The sequence below is a fragment of the Rhodococcus sp. NPDC057529 genome (genome assembly GCF_042802055.1).
GTDB lineage: Bacteria > Actinomycetota > Actinomycetes > Mycobacteriales > Mycobacteriaceae > Rhodococcus_F.
In genome coordinates this window covers 78,138-99,314 of sequence record NZ_JBHVEY010000003.1, presented here as the reverse complement: position 1 = coordinate 99,314, position 21,177 = coordinate 78,138, and the positions used below count along the sequence as shown (strand labels likewise).

20 protein-coding genes are annotated in these 21,177 nt (G+C 67.3%); 4 read left to right on the top strand and 16 right to left on the bottom strand.

The features are described from left to right. Nucleotides 1-163 precede the first annotated feature (163 nt). The gene (gene pruA / locus ACFU5V_RS06435; protein WP_378697738.1) at nucleotides 164-1,819 is read left to right on the top strand and encodes an L-glutamate gamma-semialdehyde dehydrogenase; all 1,656 of its coding nucleotides are present in this window, start codon (nucleotides 164-166) and stop codon (nucleotides 1,817-1,819) included. Beyond that, complete coding sequence (locus ACFU5V_RS06430) at nucleotides 1,819-2,790, top strand: proline dehydrogenase family protein (protein WP_378697736.1); 972 nt, start codon at nucleotides 1,819-1,821, stop codon at nucleotides 2,788-2,790. Before pruA ends, ACFU5V_RS06430 begins: the two co-directional genes overlap by 1 nt. A gap of 17 nt (nucleotides 2,791-2,807) precedes the next feature. Here the strand turns inward: ACFU5V_RS06430 and ACFU5V_RS06425 are convergent, their stop codons facing one another. The 12 genes from ACFU5V_RS06425 to ACFU5V_RS06370 are packed head-to-tail and all read right to left on the bottom strand — an operon-like array spanning nucleotide 2,808 to nucleotide 15,031. After that, complete coding sequence (locus ACFU5V_RS06425; protein ID WP_378697734.1) at nucleotides 2,808-3,218, bottom strand: SRPBCC family protein; 411 nt, start codon at nucleotides 3,216-3,218, stop codon at nucleotides 2,808-2,810. Continuing rightward, the gene (locus tag ACFU5V_RS06420; protein ID WP_378697732.1) at nucleotides 3,209-3,973 is read right to left on the bottom strand and encodes a tyrosine-protein phosphatase; all 765 of its coding nucleotides are present in this window, start codon (nucleotides 3,971-3,973) and stop codon (nucleotides 3,209-3,211) included. Before ACFU5V_RS06420 ends, ACFU5V_RS06425 begins: the two co-directional genes overlap by 10 nt. Continuing rightward, the gene (locus ACFU5V_RS06415; protein WP_378432675.1) at nucleotides 3,970-5,109 is read right to left on the bottom strand and encodes a thiolase family protein; all 1,140 of its coding nucleotides are present in this window, start codon (nucleotides 5,107-5,109) and stop codon (nucleotides 3,970-3,972) included. Before ACFU5V_RS06415 ends, ACFU5V_RS06420 begins: the two co-directional genes overlap by 4 nt. Further along, nucleotides 5,106-5,519, bottom strand: a complete 414-nt coding sequence (locus ACFU5V_RS06410; protein WP_378432676.1) for a Zn-ribbon domain-containing OB-fold protein — start codon at nucleotides 5,517-5,519, stop codon at nucleotides 5,106-5,108. Before ACFU5V_RS06410 ends, ACFU5V_RS06415 begins: the two co-directional genes overlap by 4 nt. Beyond that, on the bottom strand, nucleotides 5,519-7,018 hold the full coding sequence (locus ACFU5V_RS06405; RefSeq protein WP_378432677.1) for a carboxyltransferase: 1,500 nt from the start codon (nucleotides 7,016-7,018) through the stop codon (nucleotides 5,519-5,521). Before ACFU5V_RS06405 ends, ACFU5V_RS06410 begins: the two co-directional genes overlap by 1 nt. Next, nucleotides 7,015-8,424: an acetyl/propionyl/methylcrotonyl-CoA carboxylase subunit alpha gene (locus ACFU5V_RS06400; RefSeq protein ID WP_378697730.1), complete on the bottom strand. Its 1,410-nt coding sequence runs from the start codon at nucleotides 8,422-8,424 to the stop codon at nucleotides 7,015-7,017. The genes ACFU5V_RS06405 and ACFU5V_RS06400 overlap by 4 nt, the downstream gene beginning before the upstream one ends. After that, the gene (locus ACFU5V_RS06395; RefSeq protein ID WP_378697728.1) at nucleotides 8,417-8,959 is read right to left on the bottom strand and encodes an acetyl-CoA carboxylase biotin carboxyl carrier protein; all 543 of its coding nucleotides are present in this window, start codon (nucleotides 8,957-8,959) and stop codon (nucleotides 8,417-8,419) included. The genes ACFU5V_RS06400 and ACFU5V_RS06395 overlap by 8 nt, the downstream gene beginning before the upstream one ends. Beyond that, nucleotides 8,956-10,695, bottom strand: coding sequence for a pyruvate, phosphate dikinase (locus tag ACFU5V_RS06390; protein WP_378697726.1), 1,740 nt, complete (start codon nucleotides 10,693-10,695; stop codon nucleotides 8,956-8,958). The genes ACFU5V_RS06395 and ACFU5V_RS06390 overlap by 4 nt, the downstream gene beginning before the upstream one ends. After that, nucleotides 10,692-11,300: a hypothetical protein gene (locus ACFU5V_RS06385; protein ID WP_124391512.1), complete on the bottom strand. Its 609-nt coding sequence runs from the start codon at nucleotides 11,298-11,300 to the stop codon at nucleotides 10,692-10,694. Before ACFU5V_RS06385 ends, ACFU5V_RS06390 begins: the two co-directional genes overlap by 4 nt. 23 nt (nucleotides 11,301-11,323) lie before the next feature. Continuing rightward, entirely contained in the window at nucleotides 11,324-12,793 is a 1,470-nt protein-coding gene (locus tag ACFU5V_RS06380; protein ID WP_378697724.1) for an AMP-binding protein, read from the bottom strand. 2 nt (nucleotides 12,794-12,795) lie between these two features. Further along, a complete protein-coding gene (locus ACFU5V_RS06375) occupies nucleotides 12,796-14,355 on the bottom strand; it encodes a hypothetical protein (RefSeq protein ID WP_378697722.1) in 1,560 nt (519 codons plus the stop codon). Nucleotides 14,356-14,359: 4 nt separating this feature from the next. Next, complete coding sequence (locus ACFU5V_RS06370; protein ID WP_095861703.1) at nucleotides 14,360-15,031, bottom strand: PEP-utilizing enzyme; 672 nt, start codon at nucleotides 15,029-15,031, stop codon at nucleotides 14,360-14,362. A gap of 165 nt (nucleotides 15,032-15,196) precedes the next feature. On the opposite strand from ACFU5V_RS06370, the gene ACFU5V_RS06365 reads away from it, so the two are divergent. Further along, nucleotides 15,197-16,027, top strand: coding sequence for a helix-turn-helix transcriptional regulator (locus ACFU5V_RS06365; RefSeq protein WP_095861602.1), 831 nt, complete (start codon nucleotides 15,197-15,199; stop codon nucleotides 16,025-16,027). A 45-nt stretch (nucleotides 16,028-16,072) separates the two neighbouring features. Here the strand turns inward: ACFU5V_RS06365 and ACFU5V_RS06360 are convergent, their stop codons facing one another. From ACFU5V_RS06360 to ACFU5V_RS06345, 4 genes are read right to left on the bottom strand one after another with little or no spacing between them, the layout of a single operon-like run. After that, nucleotides 16,073-17,218 (bottom strand): hypothetical protein, encoded by a 1,146-nt coding sequence (locus ACFU5V_RS06360; protein ID WP_257890916.1) that lies wholly within the window; start codon nucleotides 17,216-17,218, stop codon nucleotides 16,073-16,075. Nucleotides 17,219-17,241: 23 nt separating this feature from the next. Then, the gene (locus tag ACFU5V_RS06355; protein ID WP_378697717.1) at nucleotides 17,242-18,867 is read right to left on the bottom strand and encodes a PEP-utilizing enzyme; all 1,626 of its coding nucleotides are present in this window, start codon (nucleotides 18,865-18,867) and stop codon (nucleotides 17,242-17,244) included. Nucleotides 18,868-18,870: 3 nt separating this feature from the next. After that, nucleotides 18,871-20,067 carry a hypothetical protein gene (locus ACFU5V_RS06350; protein WP_378697715.1) on the bottom strand — a complete coding sequence of 399 codons (1,197 nt, stop codon included), beginning with the start codon at nucleotides 20,065-20,067 and terminating at the stop codon, nucleotides 18,871-18,873. After that, nucleotides 20,064-20,441: a PEP-utilizing enzyme gene (locus tag ACFU5V_RS06345; RefSeq protein ID WP_087556370.1), complete on the bottom strand. Its 378-nt coding sequence runs from the start codon at nucleotides 20,439-20,441 to the stop codon at nucleotides 20,064-20,066. The genes ACFU5V_RS06350 and ACFU5V_RS06345 overlap by 4 nt, the downstream gene beginning before the upstream one ends. 155 nt (nucleotides 20,442-20,596) lie before the next feature. Between ACFU5V_RS06345 and ACFU5V_RS06340 the strand changes: the two genes are divergently transcribed. Beyond that, nucleotides 20,597-21,130 (top strand): putative immunity protein, encoded by a 534-nt coding sequence (locus ACFU5V_RS06340; RefSeq protein WP_378697713.1) that lies wholly within the window; start codon nucleotides 20,597-20,599, stop codon nucleotides 21,128-21,130. Nucleotides 21,131-21,177: the final 47 nt, after the last annotated feature.

Sequence of the window (21,177 nt, the reverse complement as noted above, 5' to 3'; positions counted from 1 at the left end):
GGACGATCTCCACTTCGGGATCACACGAGCAGTTGGCTGATTGTACAACTCCAATAATAGAGATTTGTTCGACTGGCTCATTCTTTCGCCGCCGTGCTGGTGTTGACTACGGCTAGTTCGTTGCGGCGGCCGTCTTCGCCGCCACATCCCGTAGGAGGTTTTCATGGACGCCATCACCACCACCCCGCAGCCCGTCAACGAGCCGGTGGGGTCGTTCACGCCGGGCAGCGCGGAGCGGGCGCGGCTGCAGGCGAAGCTGGCCGAACTCGGGTCGAATCCGACGGAGATCCACCACGTGATCGGCGGGCAGCACCGGCGCGGCAACGGCCCGGCCATCGACGTCGTCCAGCCGCACCGGCATTCGGCGGTACTGGGCACCTTCACCAACGCGGGCACACAGGACATCCAGGACGCGGTCGCCGCGGCCACCGCCGCGGCCCCGGCCTGGCGGGCGCTGTCGTTCGAGGACCGCGCCGCGGTGTTCCTGCGCGCAGCCGACCTGCTGTCCGGACCCTGGCGCGAAACACTCGCCGCCGCAACCATGCTCGGCCAGTCCAAGACCGCATACCAGGCCGAGATCGACACTCCGTGCGAACTGATCGACTTCTGGCGGTTCAACGTCCACTTCGCCCGCCAGATCCTCGCCGACCAGCCCATCTCCTCCCCCGGGGTGTGGAACAAGCTCGAGTACCGCTCGCTCGAGGGCTTCGTGTATGCGATCACCCCGTTCAACTTCACCGCCATCGCCGGCAACCTGCCCACCGCGCCCGCACTGATGGGCAACACGGTGGTGTGGAAGCCGTCGCAGACGCAGGCCGTCGCCGCGTACTGGACGATGAAACTGCTCGAGGCCGCCGGACTGCCGCCCGGCGTGATCAACCTCGTCAACGGCTCCGGCGCCGCGGTCTCCGACGTCGTTCTCGCCGACCCCCGCCTCGCCGGAATCCACTTCACCGGCTCCACCGCCACCTTCCAGCACCTGTGGCAGCAGGTCGGCAACAACATCTCGAACTACCACTCCTACCCTCGACTGGTCGGCGAGACCGGCGGCAAGGACTTCGTCCTCGCCCACAGCTCCGCGAACCCCGATACTCTGACCACCGCGCTGCTCCGCGGCGCCTTCGACTACCAGGGCCAGAAATGCTCCGCCGCCTCCCGGGCGTTCGTCCCGAAGTCGGTGTGGGCGAAGATGGGTGACGACTTCATCGAGAAGGCATCGACGCTGAAATACGGTGACGTCACCGACTTCTCGAACTTCGGTGGCGCCGTCATCGACAAGCGTGCCTTCGACCGCAACGCCGACGCCATCGCCCGCGCGAAGGCCACCCCCGGCCTGACCATCGCCGCCGGCGGCCACGTCGACGACAGTGTCGGCTACTTCGTCGACCCCACCGTGCTGCTCGGTGACGACCCCACGGACGAGGCGTTCCGCACCGAATACTTCGGACCGATCCTGTCCGTACACGTCTACGACGACTCCGCCGCCGGATCGTTCGAGAAGGTCCTCGACCTCGTCGACAAGGGCTCCGCATACGCGCTGACCGGGTCGATCATCGCCGACGACCGCACCGCGATCGCCCAGGCCACCGACGACCTGCGGTTCGCGGCCGGCAACTTCTACATCAACGACAAGCCCACCGGCGCCGTCGTCGGACAGCAACCGTTCGGCGGTGCCCGCGCGTCGGGCACCAACGACAAGGCCGGCTCCCCGCAGAACCTGCTGCGCTGGGCGTCCGCCCGCACCATCAAGGAAACGTTCGTCCCCGCCACCGACCACCGCTACCCGCACCAGGCGGCCGACACCTCCGAGGACATCTGATGGCATTCTCCGCCCTGCTCCGCCCCGCCCTGCTGGCCGCCGCCCGCTCGCCTCGCATCGAACGCACCGTCACCAAGATCCCGGTGACCCGCAGCCTCGTCGACCGGTTCGTCGCCGGCCAGACCGAGGACCAGGCGATCGCCGCGACCACATCCATCCTCGACTCCGGCCGCTACATCACGATCGATCACCTCGGCGAGGACACCACCGATTCGGCGCAGGCCGACGCCACCGTGTCGCACTACCTGACCCTGCTGTCCGATCTGGCGACCCTCAGCCAGAAGACCGCGTCGACGTCGCCGACCTCGGTTCGCAATGTCGAGGTCTCGTTGAAGCTGTCCGCGCTGGGGCAGTTCCTGCCCCGCGACGGACACAAGGTGGCCCTCGAGAACGCGCACAAGATCTGCACCGCCGCCGAGGAGGCCGGCGCGTGGGTCACCGTCGACGCCGAGGACCACACCACCACCGACTCGACGCTGTCGATCGTCCGCGAACTCCGCAAGGACTTCCCGTCCCTCGGCACCGTGCTGCAGGCATACCTCGAGCGCACCGAGGGCGACTGCCGGGACCTGTCCGGCCCCGGATCGCGCATCCGGTTGTGCAAGGGCGCTTACAAGGAACCTGCCTCGGTCGCGTACCAGGGCAAGGAGGCGGTCGACGATGCCTACCTGCGCTGCCTGCGCATCCTGATGAACGGCCAGGGCTACCCGATGGTCGCGTCCCACGACCCGGCCATGATCGAGGCCGCCCTGCAGCAGGCGAAGACCAACGGCCGCACCGCCGACGAATTCGAAATCCAGATGCTGTACGGCATCCGCGACGCCGAACAACTCCGCCTGGTCGGCGAGAACAAGCACCTGCGGGTGTACCTCCCCTACGGCGAGCAGTGGTACGGCTACTTCATGCGCCGCCTCGCCGAACGCCCCGCCAACCTGACCTTCTTCCTCAGGTCACTGATGTCACACAGCTAGGCGTCGAACCCGACTTCTCAGTTCGCTTCTGCACAATTGGCCAATTCGATCAACGCGGATCGGTAGATCTCGGAGATCGCCTCTGCAAGTTCGGGTTCGCTCTCGGGGGCGGTGGATGCGAACTCGGCACTCCACACGACTTCGGCGCCGTCGGGATGGGGGTTGACGGTGAAGGTCGAGGAATAGAACGACAGGGGCAGCGGCCCGGAGACGTACTCGTAAGTGTAGCTTCGCCGCGGATCGTCGTGGTGGACGATCCGCTCCGTCGCTTCGCCACCGTCGTCGACGAAGGTCGCGTACCGCAGGTCACCGTGTTGGCGCGACTTTTCCAGCGCGGGAATCCAGTCCGCGACGTTGGCAGTGTCGCCGCCGATTTTCCACACGGCGTCGGGTGTTGCTCCGATGACGCGGGTCTCGACTACTCGCATGAGGTGTCCTTACGGTCGTATGTAATGAGCAGTTCTGTCAGTCGGCGCACGTCGTCGGCGCCTATCCCGTTGTCCCGCAGCAGAGCGTGGACACCGCCGTACCGTTGGTCGACGTTGTCGAGGAACCGTTCCATCGCATCCGCGGGCGCCGTCCATGCCTCCGGTGGGTAGAGGTCGGCGGCGGGGCCGTACGACGTCATCTGCCGCAGACGCCGCATGGAGGCGGTGACGTCGTCGGGGGCGGCGGCGTAGTCGGCGGCGATGTCCTCGCGGAGCACCCCGATGGCGTCGAGGAGCAATGCGATGGCCACGCCGGTCCGGTCCTTGCCGACGGTGCAGTGCACCAGGACCGGGAGAACGGCGGGTTCGAGAAGCCGTGTGGCGAGGGAGACCACGCCGGCGGCGTCCTCGGCCAGGTAGGTGAGATAGCGGGTGACGAGCGGATCGTCACCGTCCATTGGGGCAACCGCCGAGTCCTCGGCCACGCGGTCGCCGATGCTGAACGGGTGGCGGAAGTGGCGAACCCCCAACTCGTCGAGAGGTCCTCGCCCCTCCACCGCGACTTCGTGGGGCAGCCGCAGATCGATGGTCGCCCGGATCCCGGTGTCTGCGATCAGCGCCTGCCCCGACTGCTCGTCCAGGAATTGCGGTGTCCCGCTGCGGAAGAGCACTCCGGACCGTAGGTGCCCGCCGTCCCGGGTTCGCAGTCCGCCGATGTCACGGAACCCGAGAAGTCCCGCGTAGGTCGCGGTCATGACTGTGTGGACAGGATGGTGACGACGCAGGCGTTGCCGTCCATTCCGGCCGCTCCCCCACCCATCGTCTCGACGAGCCCGACACGGTGCCGGGCGACCTGCCGCGGTCCGGCCTGTCCGCGCAGTTGCCATGCGATTTCGGCGAGCTGCGCCATTCCGGTGGCGCCGAGCGGATGCCCGCGTGAGAGCAGGCCCCCGCTCGGGTTGACCGGTTGCGCACCGTCGCGGGCGGTGTGGCCGGAGGGGGCGAGTTCGGCGCCCTTGCCGCGGGGTGCGATGCCGAGCGCCTCGAGGGTGATGATCTCACCGATGGTGAAGGCGTCGTGCACCTCGAGCACGTCGATCTCCTGCGGGGTGCGGCCGGCCTGGTCGAAGGCCTTCTCGGCGGCGCGGGCGACGCTGGCGAAGCCCCAGACGTCCTCGCTGCGCTGGTCCCACAGGGCACCGGAAACCATCGCGGAGGCCTCGATCCGCAGGTCGTTGCGGTTGCCGCGGTCGCCGCCGACGATGGCGGCGCCGGCCCCGTCGCTGGTCGGGCAGCACTGCAGGAACGTCAGCGGTTCGGCGATCATGCGGGAGTCGAGCACCTCCTGAACCGTGGGCGCCGTGTCCCGCAGTTGGGCGCGGGGGTTGTCCATCCCGTTGGTCTTGTTCTTGACCGCGATGGCCGCGAGTTGTTCTGGGGTGACGCCGAATTCGCCGACGTACCGCTGCGCCTGCAGGGCGTACAGGCCCGGCAACGGCAGGGACGCCGCGCCTTCGGGGTCGGTGGCTTCGGGCACGATGGCTCCGGAGAACAGGGTGGACATCTGATCCACTCCGAGCACCAGAATGCACTTGAACCGGCCATAGCGGACCGCTTCGACCGCCTCGTGGTAGGCCGCGGTGCCGCTGGCACAAGCATTCTCGACGGTCCACATGGGCACCGAGGGAATGCCGAGTCCGCGCTGGATACGTGTCGCGACCCCGGGCGGGCCGAACACGGACCCGACGATGATGGCGTCGATCGCATCGGGCCGGATACCGGCGTCCTGGACTGCTTCCGCGACCGCGGTCCAGGCGAGAGACTCGACACGCTGGTCCGGGAATCGTCCGTAGGCAGAGGTTCCGACACCCCACAACATGGCCTGGTTCATCGCTGCACCTCCGTAGTGGCGACGAGATCGCCGTCGTCTGTTCCGGTGACCTCGAGCCGGGTACCGATCTCGAGTACCGCAGGTTCGCCGAGGTGAACGAGTACCCGTGGGCCGTCGTCGAGGTCGACGTACGCAAGCCCGAACGGTGGCCGTCGGGTGCCCACGGGGATCGCAACCACGGTCGATGACCAGGTCTCGCCCGTGCGGGCGAAGCGGGCCGGTTCGGTGGAGGCGTAGCACACCGGGCACCACGGCAAATGCTGTTGCGCGGTCGGGTACCGGCACACCGTGCACCGGGAGCCGAGCACGGCATCGCCGTCGAGGACCGGACGCGAGTCGGCGACCGGGAGTCCCCCGACGGCGGAGCCGGCGCGGCGCTTGGTCGGCCGCCCCACACCCAGCTCGCTCATCAGTGCTCACCCGCCAGGGTCAGCGAGAAGTCCTCGGCCTCGATGTGCAGGTACGCGCCGACGGAGGCTTCGACCAGGTTCCTGATGTACCGCGCCTGCCTGCTGGTCGGGGCGAAGTCGCGGTTCCTCTGAGGGGTAGCGCGCATCACGTTGATGTCGTTCTCGGGGACGAGCAGCCGCAGAAGCAACTCGTCGTCGCTGATCGACTCGCCGAACTTTTTCCGCAGTTCGCCCAGGCTCGGCTGCGGGGGCTCCCAGTTCTCGTAGCTCTTCGCCTTGGGCGAGCTCATGATGGTGTCGTACACATTCGGATCCATCGGGGCGACGGGTTTGCCGTAGAAGCCTTGCGAATAGATCATCACCTCGTCCGGCACCACGGAATACCGGGATCCCGTCACCACGTTCAGCACCGCCTGCGTGCCCACCAGCTGCGAGAACGGTGTGGCCATGACGGGGTAGCCGAGTTCTTCTCGCACCCGGGACATCTCGTCGAGGACCTCTTCGAAACGATCTTCCATGCCGCGGTCGCGCAGCTGCGCCTTGAACGTGCCCGCCATTCCGCCGGGAAGCTGGTGCCGGTACTGGAACAGGGAGTACTCGGCCGGCTGGCCGACCGGCAGGTCCTCGTACTCCGCGACGCGCAGCAGGTGCTGTTCTACTGCGGCGAAACGGGACTCGTCGACGTCGACGTCGAAGCCGGCGTAGCGCAGGTTCGCCACCGTGTTCTCGGTCGAGGGCAGCGACACCCCCGCCGCGAGCGGGCGGCTAGCCGTGTGCACACGATCTGCGCCGGCGAGGACGGCTTCGAGGTAGTTCAGCGGCGCGAGCGCGTTGTTGCTGTGAAAATGGACCTCCACCGGCAGGTTTCCGGCCGCACCTTTGATGGCCGCAATGAGCGAGCGGGTGCGCTCGGGGGTCAGCAGGCCGGCGGCATCCTCGAGTTCGATACCGTCCGCACCGGTCGCGACCAGCTCCCGTGTGCGGGCGGCGTAGTACTCGTCGGTGTGGTAAGGCGTGTCGGCGTAGAGGATGCACGGCAGCGCCTGACCACCCTCGGCCTGCACGGTCTTGACGAGGCGGCCGATCTTGTCGATGTTGAACAGGCCGTCATAGATCCAGAAGCTGCCGACGCCGTGAGCGCTGAGTCGCTGCACCCACAGGTCCATCACGCTGTCCGCGGTGAGTCCGAACGTGACGATGCCATTGCTGCGGGTGCCGGCACGAACCGTCGTCTCGGGCATCGACTTCGACAGCGAGATCAACTGCTCCCACGGATCTTCCTTGCAGTGCCGCACGAGCACCTCGAAGATCGAACTGCCGGCCAGGTCGATGGTGTGGAAGCCGGTGCGGTCCAGCTCGGAAGCCATGGGCAGACCCATGTCCTTGCGCAGCCGCATGCCCCACCAACTCTGGGGGCCGTCGCGCAGTGTCTGATCGACGATGTCGATCTTGCGCCGGGTGCCGTCGGCGTTGCGCGGAGCGATGTCGAGGTAACTCATGAGATCTTCTCCAGATAGTCGGGGAGGCCCCGAGAGGCGATCCACTCGGTGGTGACGGTGCCGGCCCGGAAGTCCGGATGATCCAGTGCCACCCGGGCGAAATCGGCGGTGGTGGGAACTCCGGTCACCCCCAGCCTCCCGAGGGCGGCGACCAGACGATCCGCGGCGACGTCACGGTCGGGTCCGTGCGCCACGATCTTCGCCAGCAGAGAGTCGTAGTACGGGGTAACGACGTAGCCGGGTTCGCAGTGACTGTCGACGCGAATGCCCGCGCCCTCCGGGGGATCCCAGGTCTGCACCGTGCCCGGATTGGGGATGAAACCGCGGGCCGGGTCCTCGGTGGTGATGCGCACCTCGATGGCGTGCCCGGTCAGGTCGATGTCGTCCTGGGTGAACCGCAGCGGCTCCCCTGCCGCCGAACGCAACTGCTCGGCGACCAGGTCGACGCCGGTGACCATCTCGGTCACCGGGTGCTCGACCTGGATTCGGGCGTTGAACTCGAGGAACGCGAACTCGTGGGAGTCTGCGTCGTAGATGAATTCGACGGTGCCGGCGCTGTCGAGCCCGAGCGCCTCGGCGAACAGAACCCCGCTGCGTCGGATGTCCTGACGAATCCTCTCGGGCAGGTTGGGTGCCGGCGATTCCTCGACGACCTTCTGGTGGCGACGTTGCAGGGTGCAGTCGCGTTCGCCGAGGTGGATGACGTTGCCGTGTTTGTCCCCGAGCACCTGGACCTCGATGTGGCGGGCGTTGCGGATGAACCGCTCGACGTACAGTCGCCCGTCACCGAACGCCGACTGCGCCTCCGCCGCGGCCGACGACCAGCGGGCCCTCAGCTCGGATTCGTTCTCGACCACAGACATTCCCCGGCCACCGCCGCCGGCGGCGGCCTTGACCAGGACCGGATAGCCGAGTTCGGCGGCCGCGGCGACCGCCGCCTCGGTCGAGTCGAGTATCGGAGAGCCGGACAGCACGGGGATACCGGCCGAGCGGGCGAGTTCACGGGCCCGAGCCTTGTCCCCGGCCTCGGCGACCGCTTCCGGGCGCGGTCCGACGAACGTGAGCCCTTCGGCGACGCAGGCGGCGGCGAAGTCCGGGTTCTCCGACAAGAATCCGTAGCCGGGGTGCACGGCGTCGCAGCCGGCGCCGAGGGCGGCACTGAGCACGGCGGGGATCGCCAGGTAGCTCTGCGCTGCCGGGGCGGGGCCGATGCACACGGCGCGGTCGGCCATCCGAGCGGCGAGCCCGTCGCGGTCCACGGTCGAGGTCACGGCGACCGTCTCGATGCCGAGGGCGCGGCAGGCCGTGATCACGCGGACCGCGATCTCCCCGCGGTTGGCGATCAGGACCCGCCGCAGCGGGGTGCGGCGCGGTGACTCGGTGGTCAGGGTCGCCGGGCTAGCCATCGGTCGGCCTGATCAGGAACAGCACCTGGTCGAATTCGACGAGGTCCGCGTTGGCGGCGCAGATCTGCACGATCTCTCCGCCTTGCGGTGTGACCACGGGGTTCATCAACTTCATGACCTCGACGATGGCGATCTGCTGACCGGCCTCGACGGTCTGCCCGACCTGTACGAACGGCGGATCGCCCGGGCTCGGTGCAGCCCAGAACGCGCCGACCGTCTGTGCCCGGACCTCGACACACCCGGCGGTGTCGACAGCGGCCGGTGCCGCAGGTGCGGGCACGGCGGCAGGAGCGGACGCGGCTGCAGCCGGGGACGGCACGGCTGCAGCCGGAGCTGGTTCGGCGACCGCGGCCGGTGCGGCCGGAGCCGGTGCGGCCGGACCCGGTGCGGCCGGAGCAGGAACCGGGGGCCCGTCCTTACCGACCGTGATTCGGATACCGTCGAGTTCTAGGGTCATGGAGGCCCATCCGGACTCCTTGAAGGTGCGCAGAATCTCCTGCACCTCGCGATGGGTCACACGATCCGCCGTGGTCATGACGTGCTCCTCTGGTGTGCGATGGCTGCTAGAAGCACCGGCAGCCGATGGGTGGTAACAATTGCTTCGACACCGGAGTCCAGGGCAGCGCGCACGCCGTCGGGGGCGCAGAACACGGCTCCGCGTACGGTTTTGGTGCCGTCAGGGATGTCGGGCAGCTGCTCGCCGAGGTCCTCGGCGGCGACGGTGTCCGCGTTGAAGATCGGTTCGACGGCGACGTCGGGGCCGACCTGCAGCGAGGTGACCCTCTCGGCCCAGCCGGTGAGGCGACGCAGATCCTCGTCCTCACTCTCGTCGACCGCCGAGGTCGGCAGTTCGCCGGCGTAGACCTTGCCGGTGGTGGCGTCGACGGTGACGGTGCGGCCGACCAGGCCTGCCACGGTGTCGGTGCCGCAGCCGACGACACAGGGGGTGTCCAGGGCCCGGCTGACCACGGCGGCGTGCGAGGTGGCGCCGCCCTGCTCGGTGACGACAGCGGCGGCCGCGATCATGCCGTGGACGTCGTCGGGGCTGGTCGATTTGCGGACCAGGATGCTTCCCGGGTTCGCTTGTGCCGCTTCGGGAGTGTCCACGACCACACCGGTGGCGACGCCCGGGCTGGCGGCCACACCGGTCACGAGCACGTCGGCGGTCTCGGCGGCACCGGCGGCGATTTCCGGCCGCAGCAGGGTGCGGATCTGGTCCGCGGTGACGCGGGTCAGCGCCTCCGCCGGTTCGAGGACACCCTCGTCGACGAGTTCGACGGCGATCCGGACCGCGGCGCGGGCGGTCCGCTTCGCCGGCCGGGACTGCAGCAGGAACAACTCGCCGCTCTGAATGGTGAACTCGATGTCCTGGGCGTCGCGGCCCTCGCGGTCGAGTCGCTCGGCGGCGTCGAGGAGTTCGGCGTGCACGGCCGGCCAGCGCTCCTCCAGGTCGGTGAGGGGTTTCGGGGTGATCCGGCCGGACACGACGTCCTCGCCCTGCCCGCGTTGCAGGTACTCGCCGTACGGTTCGCGGGTGCCGTCGACGGGGTTGCGGGTGAACAGAACCCCGGTGCCGGAGTCGTCGTCGAGGTTGCCGAACACCATCGCCTGGATGGTGACCGCGGTGCCGAGGTCGTCGGGGATGCCGTAGTGCTTGCGGTAGGCGAGGGCACGCCGGGACCGGCTCGACTGGAAGACCGAGGCGACGGCGGCGCGCAATTGTTCCCACGGGTCGGCCGGCACGGTCTCGTCGACGTCGCCGGAAATCGCCGCCCGGACCGACGCGGTATCGGGCAGGTCTTCGAGTTCCTCGGTGCAGCCGAGGACGAGACGGCCGTAGAAGCCGGTGAAGCGGCGATGCACCTCGGCGGCGAAGTCGCGGTCGCCGCTTTCTGCGGCCAGGGCGGCCTCGACCTCGTCGTTGCAGCCGAGGTCGAGGATGGTGTCCATCATGCCGGGCATGCTGATCGCGGCGCCGGAGCGCACCGACACCAGCAGCGGGCGTTCGGCGCCGCCGAACGTGCGGCCGAGTTCCTTCTCCAGCAACCGGATTCCAGCGATCAGTTCGTCGGCCAGGCCCTCGGGCAGGCCGCCGTCGGCGAAGTAAGCCTCGCAGGCCGCGGTGGTGACGACGAACGCCGGTGGCACCCGCAGACCCAGTGACCGCATCCGCCACAGGCTCCATGCCTTCCCGCCGACCAGATCGCGGCTCGGCTCGGCGGCGTTCTCGTCGGGGACGACGAGCCAGCGAAGTCCCGTTGCGGTGCTCATTCGGGGCGCTCCCGTCCGGTGAGGCGGAGGATGTGTTCGTGCATCTGGAACCACACGGTGTGGACGGAGTCGACGCGGACGCCGCTGACGTAGTCGGTCTCGCCGCCCTCTGCGCGGATCAGCGCCGCGCCGATCCGGTCGAGGAATCGATCGACCAGCGGGTTCTGCTGGGCCAGGGGTTGCAGGACCTTCTGGGTCTTCTCGTGCACGCGGCCGAGCTTCTCGACGATCTTGGCGTCGTAGTCGGCGTCGGCGTGATCGTTGCTGACGCGGGCGCCGTCGACCTCGATCGTCTGCCAATCGGTGGTCAGGGTGAGGACCTGCTTGTTGACGCCGGTCTCGAAGGAGTCCATCGCGTCGGTGACGGCCGGGTCCGCGCGCAGACCGGCGAAGGCGCGGGCGTACACGTCGTCGAGGAACTCGCGGCCGGCCGGGGTGATCATGTAGTTGCCGCGCGCGGCCATCACCGCGCCGTCCGCGACGGCCTTCTCCAGCGCCGCCTCGACGTCGGCGATCGGGAGGGCGTTGATCTCGGCGAGCTGCTCGGCGGATCCGAGCTGCCGCAGGGTCAGGGTGTGAACGGTGAGTTCGTTGGGGTCGAGCATGACGGGTCCTTTCGGTGTCGGGGTCAGACCTGCGCGGCGACCATGCGGTCGCGCACTTCGCGGCGCAGGGATTTCCCGACCGGACTGGTGGGGATGTTCGGCCAGATCTCCAGGGAACGAGGCCGTTTGAAACCGGCGAGTCGATCGGCGCAGAACTCGAGGATCTCGTCGGGCTCGGCGGTGGAGCGGGTGACGACAGCGGCGGCGACCCGTTCGCCCCACTTCTCGTCGGGCAGGCCCACGACGGCGGCCTCGACGACCGCGGGGTGGGTCAGCAGGGCGTCTTCGACCTCGCGGGGGTAGACGTTGAAGCCGCCCGAGATGATGACGTCGTGCCTGCGGTCGAGCAGGTGCAGGTATCCGTCGTCGTCCCAGCGTCCGATGTCGCCGGTGTGCAACCAGCCGTCCGGTTCGATCGTCTCGGCGGTGGCGTCCGGGCGACGCCAGTACCGGCTCATCGTGTGCGGCCCCCGGGTCAGGACCTCCCCGACCTCGTCCGGTCCGAGCACGGTGCCGTCGGCGGCCCGGACCTGCACCTCGACGAACGTGTAGGGCTTACCGGCGGAGGTCAATCGTTCCGGTGTGTGTTCCCACGGCTGCAGGCAGGTGATCGCCAGCGGGGCCTCCGCCTGACCGTAGAGCTGCGCGAAAACCGGTCCGAGGAGGTCGATTCCGCGTCGGAGCACACTGGTCGCGATCGGGGCTCCTCCGTAGCACAAGCGCTCGAGGGCGAGATCCGCTGTTGCCGTGGCGGGATCTTCGAGCAGCATCGCGATCATCGTCGGCACCATGAACGTCGACGTGGCCCGGTACTTCTGTGCGGCGTCGAGGAAGGCGCCGGGCGAGAATTTCGACACGATGACGTTCGGGGCGCCCTTGACCAGGTGCGGCAGGAAGAACGCGCCGCTGCCGTGGGTGATCGGGGCGGCGTGCAGCATCACCGAGTCCGGTCGCAGGTTCGGCAGCAGGTCGACCAGGAAATTCGCCACTTCGGCGAGCTCGCTGCGCGTGGTCAGGACCACCGCCTTGGGCTTGCCGGTCGTGCCGCCGGTGTAGGCCAACCGCAGTGGTTCGTCCTGGTCGCGCCGCACGTCGCAGGGGCCCTCGGCGGCGCCGGCGATGAGGCCGGGCAGCTCGTCGGCGGTGATCATCACCTCGACCCGTGCGGGCGGCTCTCCGGCGTGGACCAGCGCTCGTGCCTGCGAATCCTCGACCTTGTAGGCGTGCTCGTGCGCGGTCTCTCGGACGTTCAGCGGGACCCGGACCAGCCCGGCCTTCGCGAGGGCGTAGTAGACGACGACGCCGTCGATCCCGTTCGGCATGAGCACCGCGACGCGGTCACCGGCGTCCAGACCGCGGGCCAGCAGCGCGTGGCCGAGCCGGTCGGTGAGTGCGTCGAATTCGGCGAAGCTGACCACCCGGTCGCCGTCGATCAACGCGGGGGCGGCACCGTACTGCCGCCCGGCGCGGCGGATCAGGTCACCGATCTGCATCGTCATTCCTTCGTCTCGCTCGCGGCGGGCAGGTCGGCGCGACGCAGCCCGGACCCGCGGCCCTCCAGGTTTCGGGAGCCGCGCTGTGCGAGGCGGTACAGCTCGTCCGCCTGCGGGGTCCCGTGGTTCCACTTCACCCATTCCTCGTCGAGGTAGCGGTTGCCACCGTCGAGCACGGAGGGAGTGAATCCCCGTGCGCGCGAGTTGTAGTCGTCGATGTCGATGCGCCCGGCACTCGTGGTCCACACACCGGTCTTGCCGGGCAGGCTCGACGAGCCGGTGAACCGGTCACCTGCCGTCGGTGCGTAGTCGTCGTCGGTGAGCACCGAGTAGGGGATGCCGGTGAGCATGTTGCGATTCAGGTCGGAGTAGCGGGCCATGGTGTACTCGTTGCTCGTCTGGTGGGGCAATCCCAGCAGGCCCACCATCTCGCCGAGGTTGTCGCGTCCGTATTCGTCGTTGAGCAGGGGCTTGAACCGCTGCACTCGTTCGTCGACCTGGAACCAGTCGTCCTGCCGGTAGGTTCCGGCGAGATGCGCGAAGTCCTTGCCGACCGAGGAGTAGACCAGGGCGCCGGCGTCGATCATCTGCTCGCGTGACCAGGTGGCGATCCGCTTCCACAGGTCGGTGGTCGCCTCGTTGAGGATCTCCCGGTACTGCTCCATGGTATCGGCCAGGGTGTCGGCGTCGTCCATGCCGACCGGAATGTAGCCGTCGGTCAACGCGTCCGAGGTGTACATCCCGACCGCTTCGATGTTGGCGGCGTTGTATCCGGGTTCGGCCTCGAAGGACGCCCAGTCGTCCATCAAGTGGAAGTTGGTTCCCTTGAAGACGATCGGGATCGTGAGGTTGTTGAACGGCAATTGGGTGGCGATGCCGTCGAGCCACGGGTAGTCACCTTCGGTGAGGTCGAAGAAGTCCCGCATGATCATCTGCCGGTTGTTGCCGAAGTCGTAGGGGCCGCTGTTGTGCAGGCCGATGCGGCACTCGCAGTGCGCGAGGAACGCGTACTGGGACAGTTGGGCGACGAGTTTGGTTGCGGCGGTGTGCAGCCGGTCACCGGGCACCACACCGTGCAGGTCGGACTCGAACACCTGCAGGGTTCGTTCGGGCAGGAACTGGCTGCGGTCGCCGAATTCCTTGTTCGTCAGGTGTCCGTCGTTGCGGTGGTAGGCCAGATTGAACCGCCGGGAGAAGTCGAGCACGTCGACGACGTCGTCGACCGCGTCGGTGGGCCGCAGGAGCCCCCAGTTCATCAGCATTTCGCGGCCGATGAGGTAGAACGCGGGCATGCCCCACGCCGCGTTGACCGTGTCCACCTTGAGGCTGACCTCGCGGGCGCGGTCTCCGAGTTCCTCGGCGGGCGTCGCCGCGTCGATCTCGCGCAGCAGGGTCGGCAACCGGTAGAAGCTGTTGAGATAGCTCACCAGCATGTACGGGTTCATCGGGAACAGCTTCGACTCCTGCACCGTCCGCGTGATGCACAGCCAGTAGGTGGTGTCGGACAGACTCCGGAGGTAGTTGTTGGTCTCCAGCAGGGTCCGGTAGTTCAGATTCGCCATGGTCTCAGCTCTCGCTTTCGATCAGCCAGATCCGGGCATGCCCGGTGTCGCCCGTCTCGTAGGCATCCGCTGCCGGGGGCGCCGCGGTCACTTCGAGTTCGACCAGGTCGCCGTTCTTCAGGTCGTTGATCTTGCAGTTCATCAGCGTGGGGACGTCGTACTCACGGGCGAGGATGCCCAGGTGCGAGCGCACGGTGCCGCCGAGGCAGATGACGCCGGCGAACCCTTCGATGATCGGTGCGGTCAAGGTGCCGCCCGAGTCGTCGATCACGGCGATCGTGCCGGGCGGGATGCCGTCGGTGAGGAATTCCATGACCTGCTCGACGGCGGAGATCAACGCGACCGGTCCGATGACCGTCTGGGACTTCTTGATCACGTTGTCGCCGATACCCACGTGACGGCGACCGTCCGAGTCCCGGTCTTCCGAGAACTCCCGCGCCTCTCGGTCGGTTCGCTTGTACTTGTGCGGCTCGGATTCGAGCGAGACCGTCGCGGAGTACTCGAACCGGTACCCGGAATCCAGGGCCTCCTGCTCGATCGCTCGCGCATCCTCCACCGAGAAGATCTCGAACTGACGTTCGAACACGCTGTCTTTCCACCGCTCGCCGGTGGCGGAGAATCGTTGTGCCGCCAACGACCGCACAGCGGTGTTGAAGCGGCCCGGCAATGGGAGCATTTCGGTCGATCCCCATTTCGGGGGCGTAACCACGGAGTCGGACATGTCACCTCACGTTTCCTCGGGACGGACGCAGCCGCCGACGCGGCCGGAAACAGGTGGCTACCTGGTATTTTTTCTCCGGCTTCTTGGCGTTGTGACCTAAAACTAGTTACGCTCCGTGGTGTGACCCAGTCCACGTTGGGGGACACTTCCGGGACAACGCCGAGCGCAAAGTCCTCGTCCCGAAACCGCTCCCCGTTCCGCGCCAACCTGAGCAAGGCCGACTACGAGCGTGCCTTCGACATCCTCGAACAGTGCTCCGGCGCGGCCTGCCTTCCCGACTTCAAGGAACGGGCCGTCGAGGCGATCAGTGAGCACTTCGCCCTGAGACACGTGTCGTTCTTCGCCGGCGCGACCTTCCACACCGTCTTCGAGGACTCGGCACCCCTGACGGCGGGCAAAACCGCCAAGATGCTGCCCGAGTACCAGGACCGGTGGGCCCGCTACGACATCTTCGGCACGCCGGCGGCGATGCGGCAACTCGTCTCCAGCGGGGTGTCGTCATTGGACGAACTGCAGTCGATGGGCCAGTTGCCGGCGGCGGCCGACGCCTACGTCAGATACTTCCTCTCCTCCACGTGGCGCATGCAGACCGCTGCCGCATTGCGCCTGGAGCTGAGCGCGGGACACACGGCACTGCTGGGGATGTTCGACCCGGAGCCCGGCAAGATCGGCGCCTCGGAGGCGGCCACGCTGCGCCTGCTGAGCCAGCAGATGTCCGCCATGGCTCGCGGCCTGCCCGCGTCGAAGTCGCAGGCCGCCCTTGCACGGCTCTCCGTGCGGCAGCGGCAGGTCGTCCGGCTCGTCGCGGACGGATTGTCGAATGCGCAGATCGCCGAGATCCTCTCCCTGGCCGAGGACAGCGTGAAGAAGTACGTCACCCGAATCCTCACGACCACCGGCTGCCAGTCCCGGATGGAACTGGCGCTGCTGGCGCGGGCGCAGCGGATATGAGTAAGGGGCCGCGGACAATTAGTCCGCGGCCCCGTCACGCTCCGGTCAGAGGAAGGACGTCTCCTTCGTCAGCCCGTAGCGGGGATGCTCACCGATCACCATCGATTCGAAGATGCCGTACCCGACGGCGTCGCCTTCGCGGCAGCGGATCACGCAGTCCCGCAACTGGTGTACCTCGCGTGCGGTATCGGAATCGGAGACATCCGCGTACCGTTCACCGTCGAGGTGTTCGGGTCCCTGCCATTGCCCGTGCCGCTGGCCCTTGAACCCGAAGTACAGTCCCGTGCCGAGGTGGAACCCGGTGTCACTGACCGGTTCGATCTCGAGGGTGCGCGTCTCGCCCCACCCCGCGTCGAAGGTCAGCGTCCCACCGAGGAGTCGCCTGTTGTCGGGGTCGTACTTGAGGTCGTCTCTCAATCCTTGCAGCGGGCGCTGGGTTCCGTCGGGAAGATTCTCGAAGCCCGAGAAGTAGGTCACCGCACCGTCGACCCATTGCAGGTAGTGGTGGATCTCGTAGCTGGACCCGTCGGGACGCTGCATCCACATCGGACTCCAGGTGAGAATGAAGTCGCCGTCGAGCCGCTGAGGTTTGAAGACATCCGGTGCGGGCTCACCGACGTCCATCCGCACTCCCCAGGAGTGGTCGCGGAAGCCGAACCACTCCTCGTCGCGCACCTCGATACGCTCGCCGTCGAGCCAGATCTCACCGCTGACCGTCGACGCCTGGTGGTACCGGAGCAGATCGGACTGCACCCGGAAGCCCTGCGGCTCACGCTGGGCATCCTTCTGCTCCAGAAACGGCGGCAGCACTCCGGTGACGGTGAGGTCGAATCGCAGTGGGACCACGTCGTTCTCCTGCAGGACCCAGCGCACCTGACGGAGCGGCTCGATGACCTCGTAGTCCAAGGGCCCCACACCGATCCGCTCGCCGTCGAGATCGAGCTGCCTGCTGGCTCGAACCGTCAGCTGCTCCTTCCCCCGCGAGACGCCGGCGAACATGTCCATCACGTTCCGGTTGTGGTATTTCCCGAGACCGATGTCGACCTGGATGGACCCGTCACGAGCGAAGAGCGAAGACCACAGCTTCTCCGTCCACGACGTGTCGGCATGGCTGATGGTCGCGAAGGTTTCCGGCGTCTGATGACACAACAGCTCGTCGGCGTGAATGAGTTTCTGCATCGATTGGCGCATGGGAGCGCCTCCTCTCGAATGGTTCAGCGAATGGGTGAGAAGGATCCGGGCATGTCGTGTGCCACCAGGGCACCTCCGAATACGGCCGCGGCCCGGTCGTCGTCGTCGAACGGATCAGGGTAGAGCGCAAGCGTCTTCGGCGACATCGCCCAGTCGACCTGATCCGTCACCCCGGCCTCGGCGGCAAAGGGGCGAAGCCCCGAGGTGTACATGGTGGTGGCGGCCATGATTCGGTCGCTCCGGTCCATGGTGGCGAATTTCTGATACAGGCCCATGTGGCATCGGCTGAGATCCGCCGCAACATTCGGCCAGTCTTCCGGCGCGATCAGCTCACGGGTGCCGTCGGCGCGATACCCGTACACGGCAGCTTCGTCGACGACGGCCAGAAGTTGATCCGGTTCGGTGAACGTGGTTCCCCAGTCGTTGATTTCGAACTCGGTGAACTTCGCGCGGTCGAACGTCAGGACCATCGTCAATCCGGTGTAGGGCGGGTCCAGATCGTCCGCCCACGGATACGCCCATGCACTGGGGCCGAGGGAGAGATAGTCCCGCACGATCGTCTGCCGGTTTCCCGTCGGCCGCGGATACGGACCGGAGTCGCAGATGCCGACCCGTGAATCACAGAAATACAGGAACGAGTATCCCGACACCGTGGCGTTCAGCCGCTTGAGGCTCTTCGCGGTGGCCGCATCCAACACCGTTGCCGCGCCGACCAGCTCGTCGACGACGGCCGTCGGCAGGTACCGGTTGGTGAATCCGGCGTCCTTGTAGTCGAGTGTGCCGTCACCACGATGTGCCAGGGTGAGCCGGCGCCAGAAGTCCACGACGGTGCGGATATCCTCCCGGTGGTCACCGGGCTCGATGGCGCCCATCTGGATCAGGCACTCTCGACCGCAGAGGAAGTGGTAGCCGATCATCCAGATCCACAGCGGGCTGACCTTGTTCGGCCCCTCACGCAACCGGCGACCCAGCTCTTCCGCCGGCACAGCCGCGTCGATCACACGTATCCGATCCACGTAGCTGTGGAAATCCTCGATGACCGACAGCGTCATATAGGGCAGCATCGGAAACAGTTCGGACGTGAACCCGGACCGGCGCGTCAATTCGGGTTTCATGGCCCGGCCCATGTGCTGGACGAGGTCGTCGAGGCGGTCGTCGGTGAGTTCCTCGGAGAGGAGTGCCTCGAGCGCAGCACCCGAGACGTCGACCGTGAAGTCCTTGACGGCGATCTCGTCTCCCACGCGCCGGATGTAGTCCCACCACGCGGCGCTCACATCCGCGGACGGGTCCGATGCGGTGTCAGGATCCGGGGAAGCAACGACTCCCGTCTGCTCGTCGATACGAAGCGTGACTTCGGTGCCGTCGGGGATGTCCTCGGACAGTTCGGTACCGACCAGACACGGGACCTCGAACTCTCGTGAGACGATCGCCAGGTGTGAGCGGAGTGTCCCATCCAGACAGACGATTCCCCCGAGCCGGCCCAGGATCGGTGACAGGAATGTCGTGCCGCCCGACGCGACGAGCGCGATCGTGGACTCGAGGTCGCTGTCGAGCGAGGCGATCACGTCGTCCGGTGACCGGAAATGGCGCACTGTTCCGGTCACCGGCGCAAAGGCGTACGACGGATCTCCCTTCCCGAGAATCGACATGGCCTAACCTCCCAGTGGACGGAAGCAACCGTCGCGGTCCTGCGGAACGAAGACGCCACCGATCAACTGCAGCGCGAGGTCGGGATCGCTGAACTTCCGGAAGGATTCGGCGATCCGCGGCGTTATGGCCCAATCGATCTCGTCGTAGCAGCCGGCGAGTCGTGCCCACGCCTTGAGCTTCCACGCGTACATCTCGGTGGCGTACAGGTTGCGTTCCTCGGCATCGGTTTCGGCCAAGCGCTGGTACAGCGCTCGGTGTGCCTTGCGGATCGCCTTGGTGGCCTCCTCGACCTCGTCGGCACCGAGGGGGCGGAGGGTGCCGTCGTCGGTGCAGAACACCCGGGTTTCGATGATGTCGGCCTGGTAGTCGCTGGGTGTGAACCAGGCGGTGCCCCAGACGTTGTTGTCCATCTTCACCGTGGCGGGCAGCCGGTAGGCGATGACGAAATGATGGTAGGGCAGCGTTTCCCGGATACCGTCGACCCAGGGGAAGTCGCCGTCGCCGTCCGTGCAGGTCTCCCGCAGCGCGAGGAACGTGCCGTCCTCGAGCTGATAGGGCCCGGTGTCGCACACCGCGGTGCGCGCGTCGCAGTTCTCCAGGAACGCGTACGCGGTCAGCCGCGCGCCGAATTTGCGAATCCCCGCCTTGACCTCGTCGTCGGCGGGGACGAGGTGGGAGCGGATCTGCGCCAGCACGTCGCCGTCGATGACATGGGAACTGTTCTCCGGCTCCGCGTCCATGTTGAACAGGACGTTGTCGGTGCGCATCGCGATGGTCGCCTCGCGCCAGAAGCGGAGCACCTCGAGCTGATCGTCCAGACCGTCCGACAGGGTGTTCTCTCCGAGGTCGACGAACAGCTCACGACCGGTGAGATAGTGCAGCGGGGTGGCCGCGAGGTTGATGAAGCTGCGCTTGTTGCCGATGGGCAGAGCCTTGCGCACCAGCTCGGTGGGGGTGGCGTGCTGCCGGATGGTGCGGATGCGCTCCGGCACCCTCAGGTAGTCCTCCATCATCGACATCAGGATGTAGGTGTTCATGCCGAACAGTTCCGACTCGAACACGGTCCGCGCGGACAGTTCGGACTTGTAGGCCGCACCCGCAGCGTGCACGAGCCAGTTCCACTCCTCGAGTGTGGGCTCGTAGGCCGGGTCCGTGTACAGAGCCTCCACGTTCACGGGAGTGGTCAGTTGCGCGGTCACGCCGTCACCGCCCCTGCCGCGACGGCCACGCGGGCGGTCTCGGTATCGGACAGGTCCAGCACCACGGTGTCGCCGTCGGCGACGGTTCCGGTCAGTTCGGCGGCGAGCACGCAGGGCACGTCGGACTCCCGCGACAGGATCGCGAGGTGCGATTCCCGGCTCCCGGCTGTACAGACGATCGCGCGCAGGTCGGGCAGGATCGGCGACAGGAAGGTCATCCCACCCTTGCTGACGAACGCGATCGTGTCCTCGAGATCGTCGTCGTCGATCGACAGCACGTCGGCCGTGTCGTTGAACCACCGCGCGGTACCGCGAACCTCCCCTGCGGTGAATAGGTTGACACCGGTCCCGACCTCGTTCAGGTCTCCGCTCATCACATACTCCGTTCAGCCCAATCATGGGCGTGGGATTGTCTTGAACACGCACTTTCGTCGGTGCCAGGAACGCTACGAGCGGCTGTGTCGTGCGCCACAGTCCACTTTGGGGGACAGTCTCGATGCCCGGTCGTCCGGTGGTCGAAAATGGATCCATGGCAGGGGAAGCAACGGAAATCGTTCTGAGCAATCAGGATCTTCGTGAGGTCACCGCGTTCGCCGCGGGGTGCGCGGAGGGGGTACTCGACATATTCGAGGCCGATCAGCCGGACGACTCCCGGCCCCGCGACGCGATCGCTGCCGCGTGGGAGTTCGCTCGGGGTGGTGAGCGCGGGAAATCTCTGCGCGACGCGGCGTGGGCGGCGCTCGCGGCGGCCAAGTGCACAGACACCGAGGCCGCGCGCGAGGCGGCGTGGGCGGCGATGGCCGCGGCAGGCGCTGCCTACCTGCATCCCTTGGCGAAGGCCACCCAGGTCAAGCACATTCTCGGAGCGGCCGCGTACGCGGCGAGAGCGGCCGAACTCGTCGCCGGTGACGATCGGACCGTCGGCGCCGAACACGTCGAGCGAGCGGTCCAGCGTGCGACACCGGTCGTCGTCGACGTACTCGGACGTTTTCCGGCGGCACCGGGTGGCGGCGGACGGGTCGGCGAGTTGATCCGCATGCTGGACGCCGCCCTTCGGCAGTGACAGACGCGGCGGATCTCCGGCACGGCGGGTAATTCATCAACCGTTGA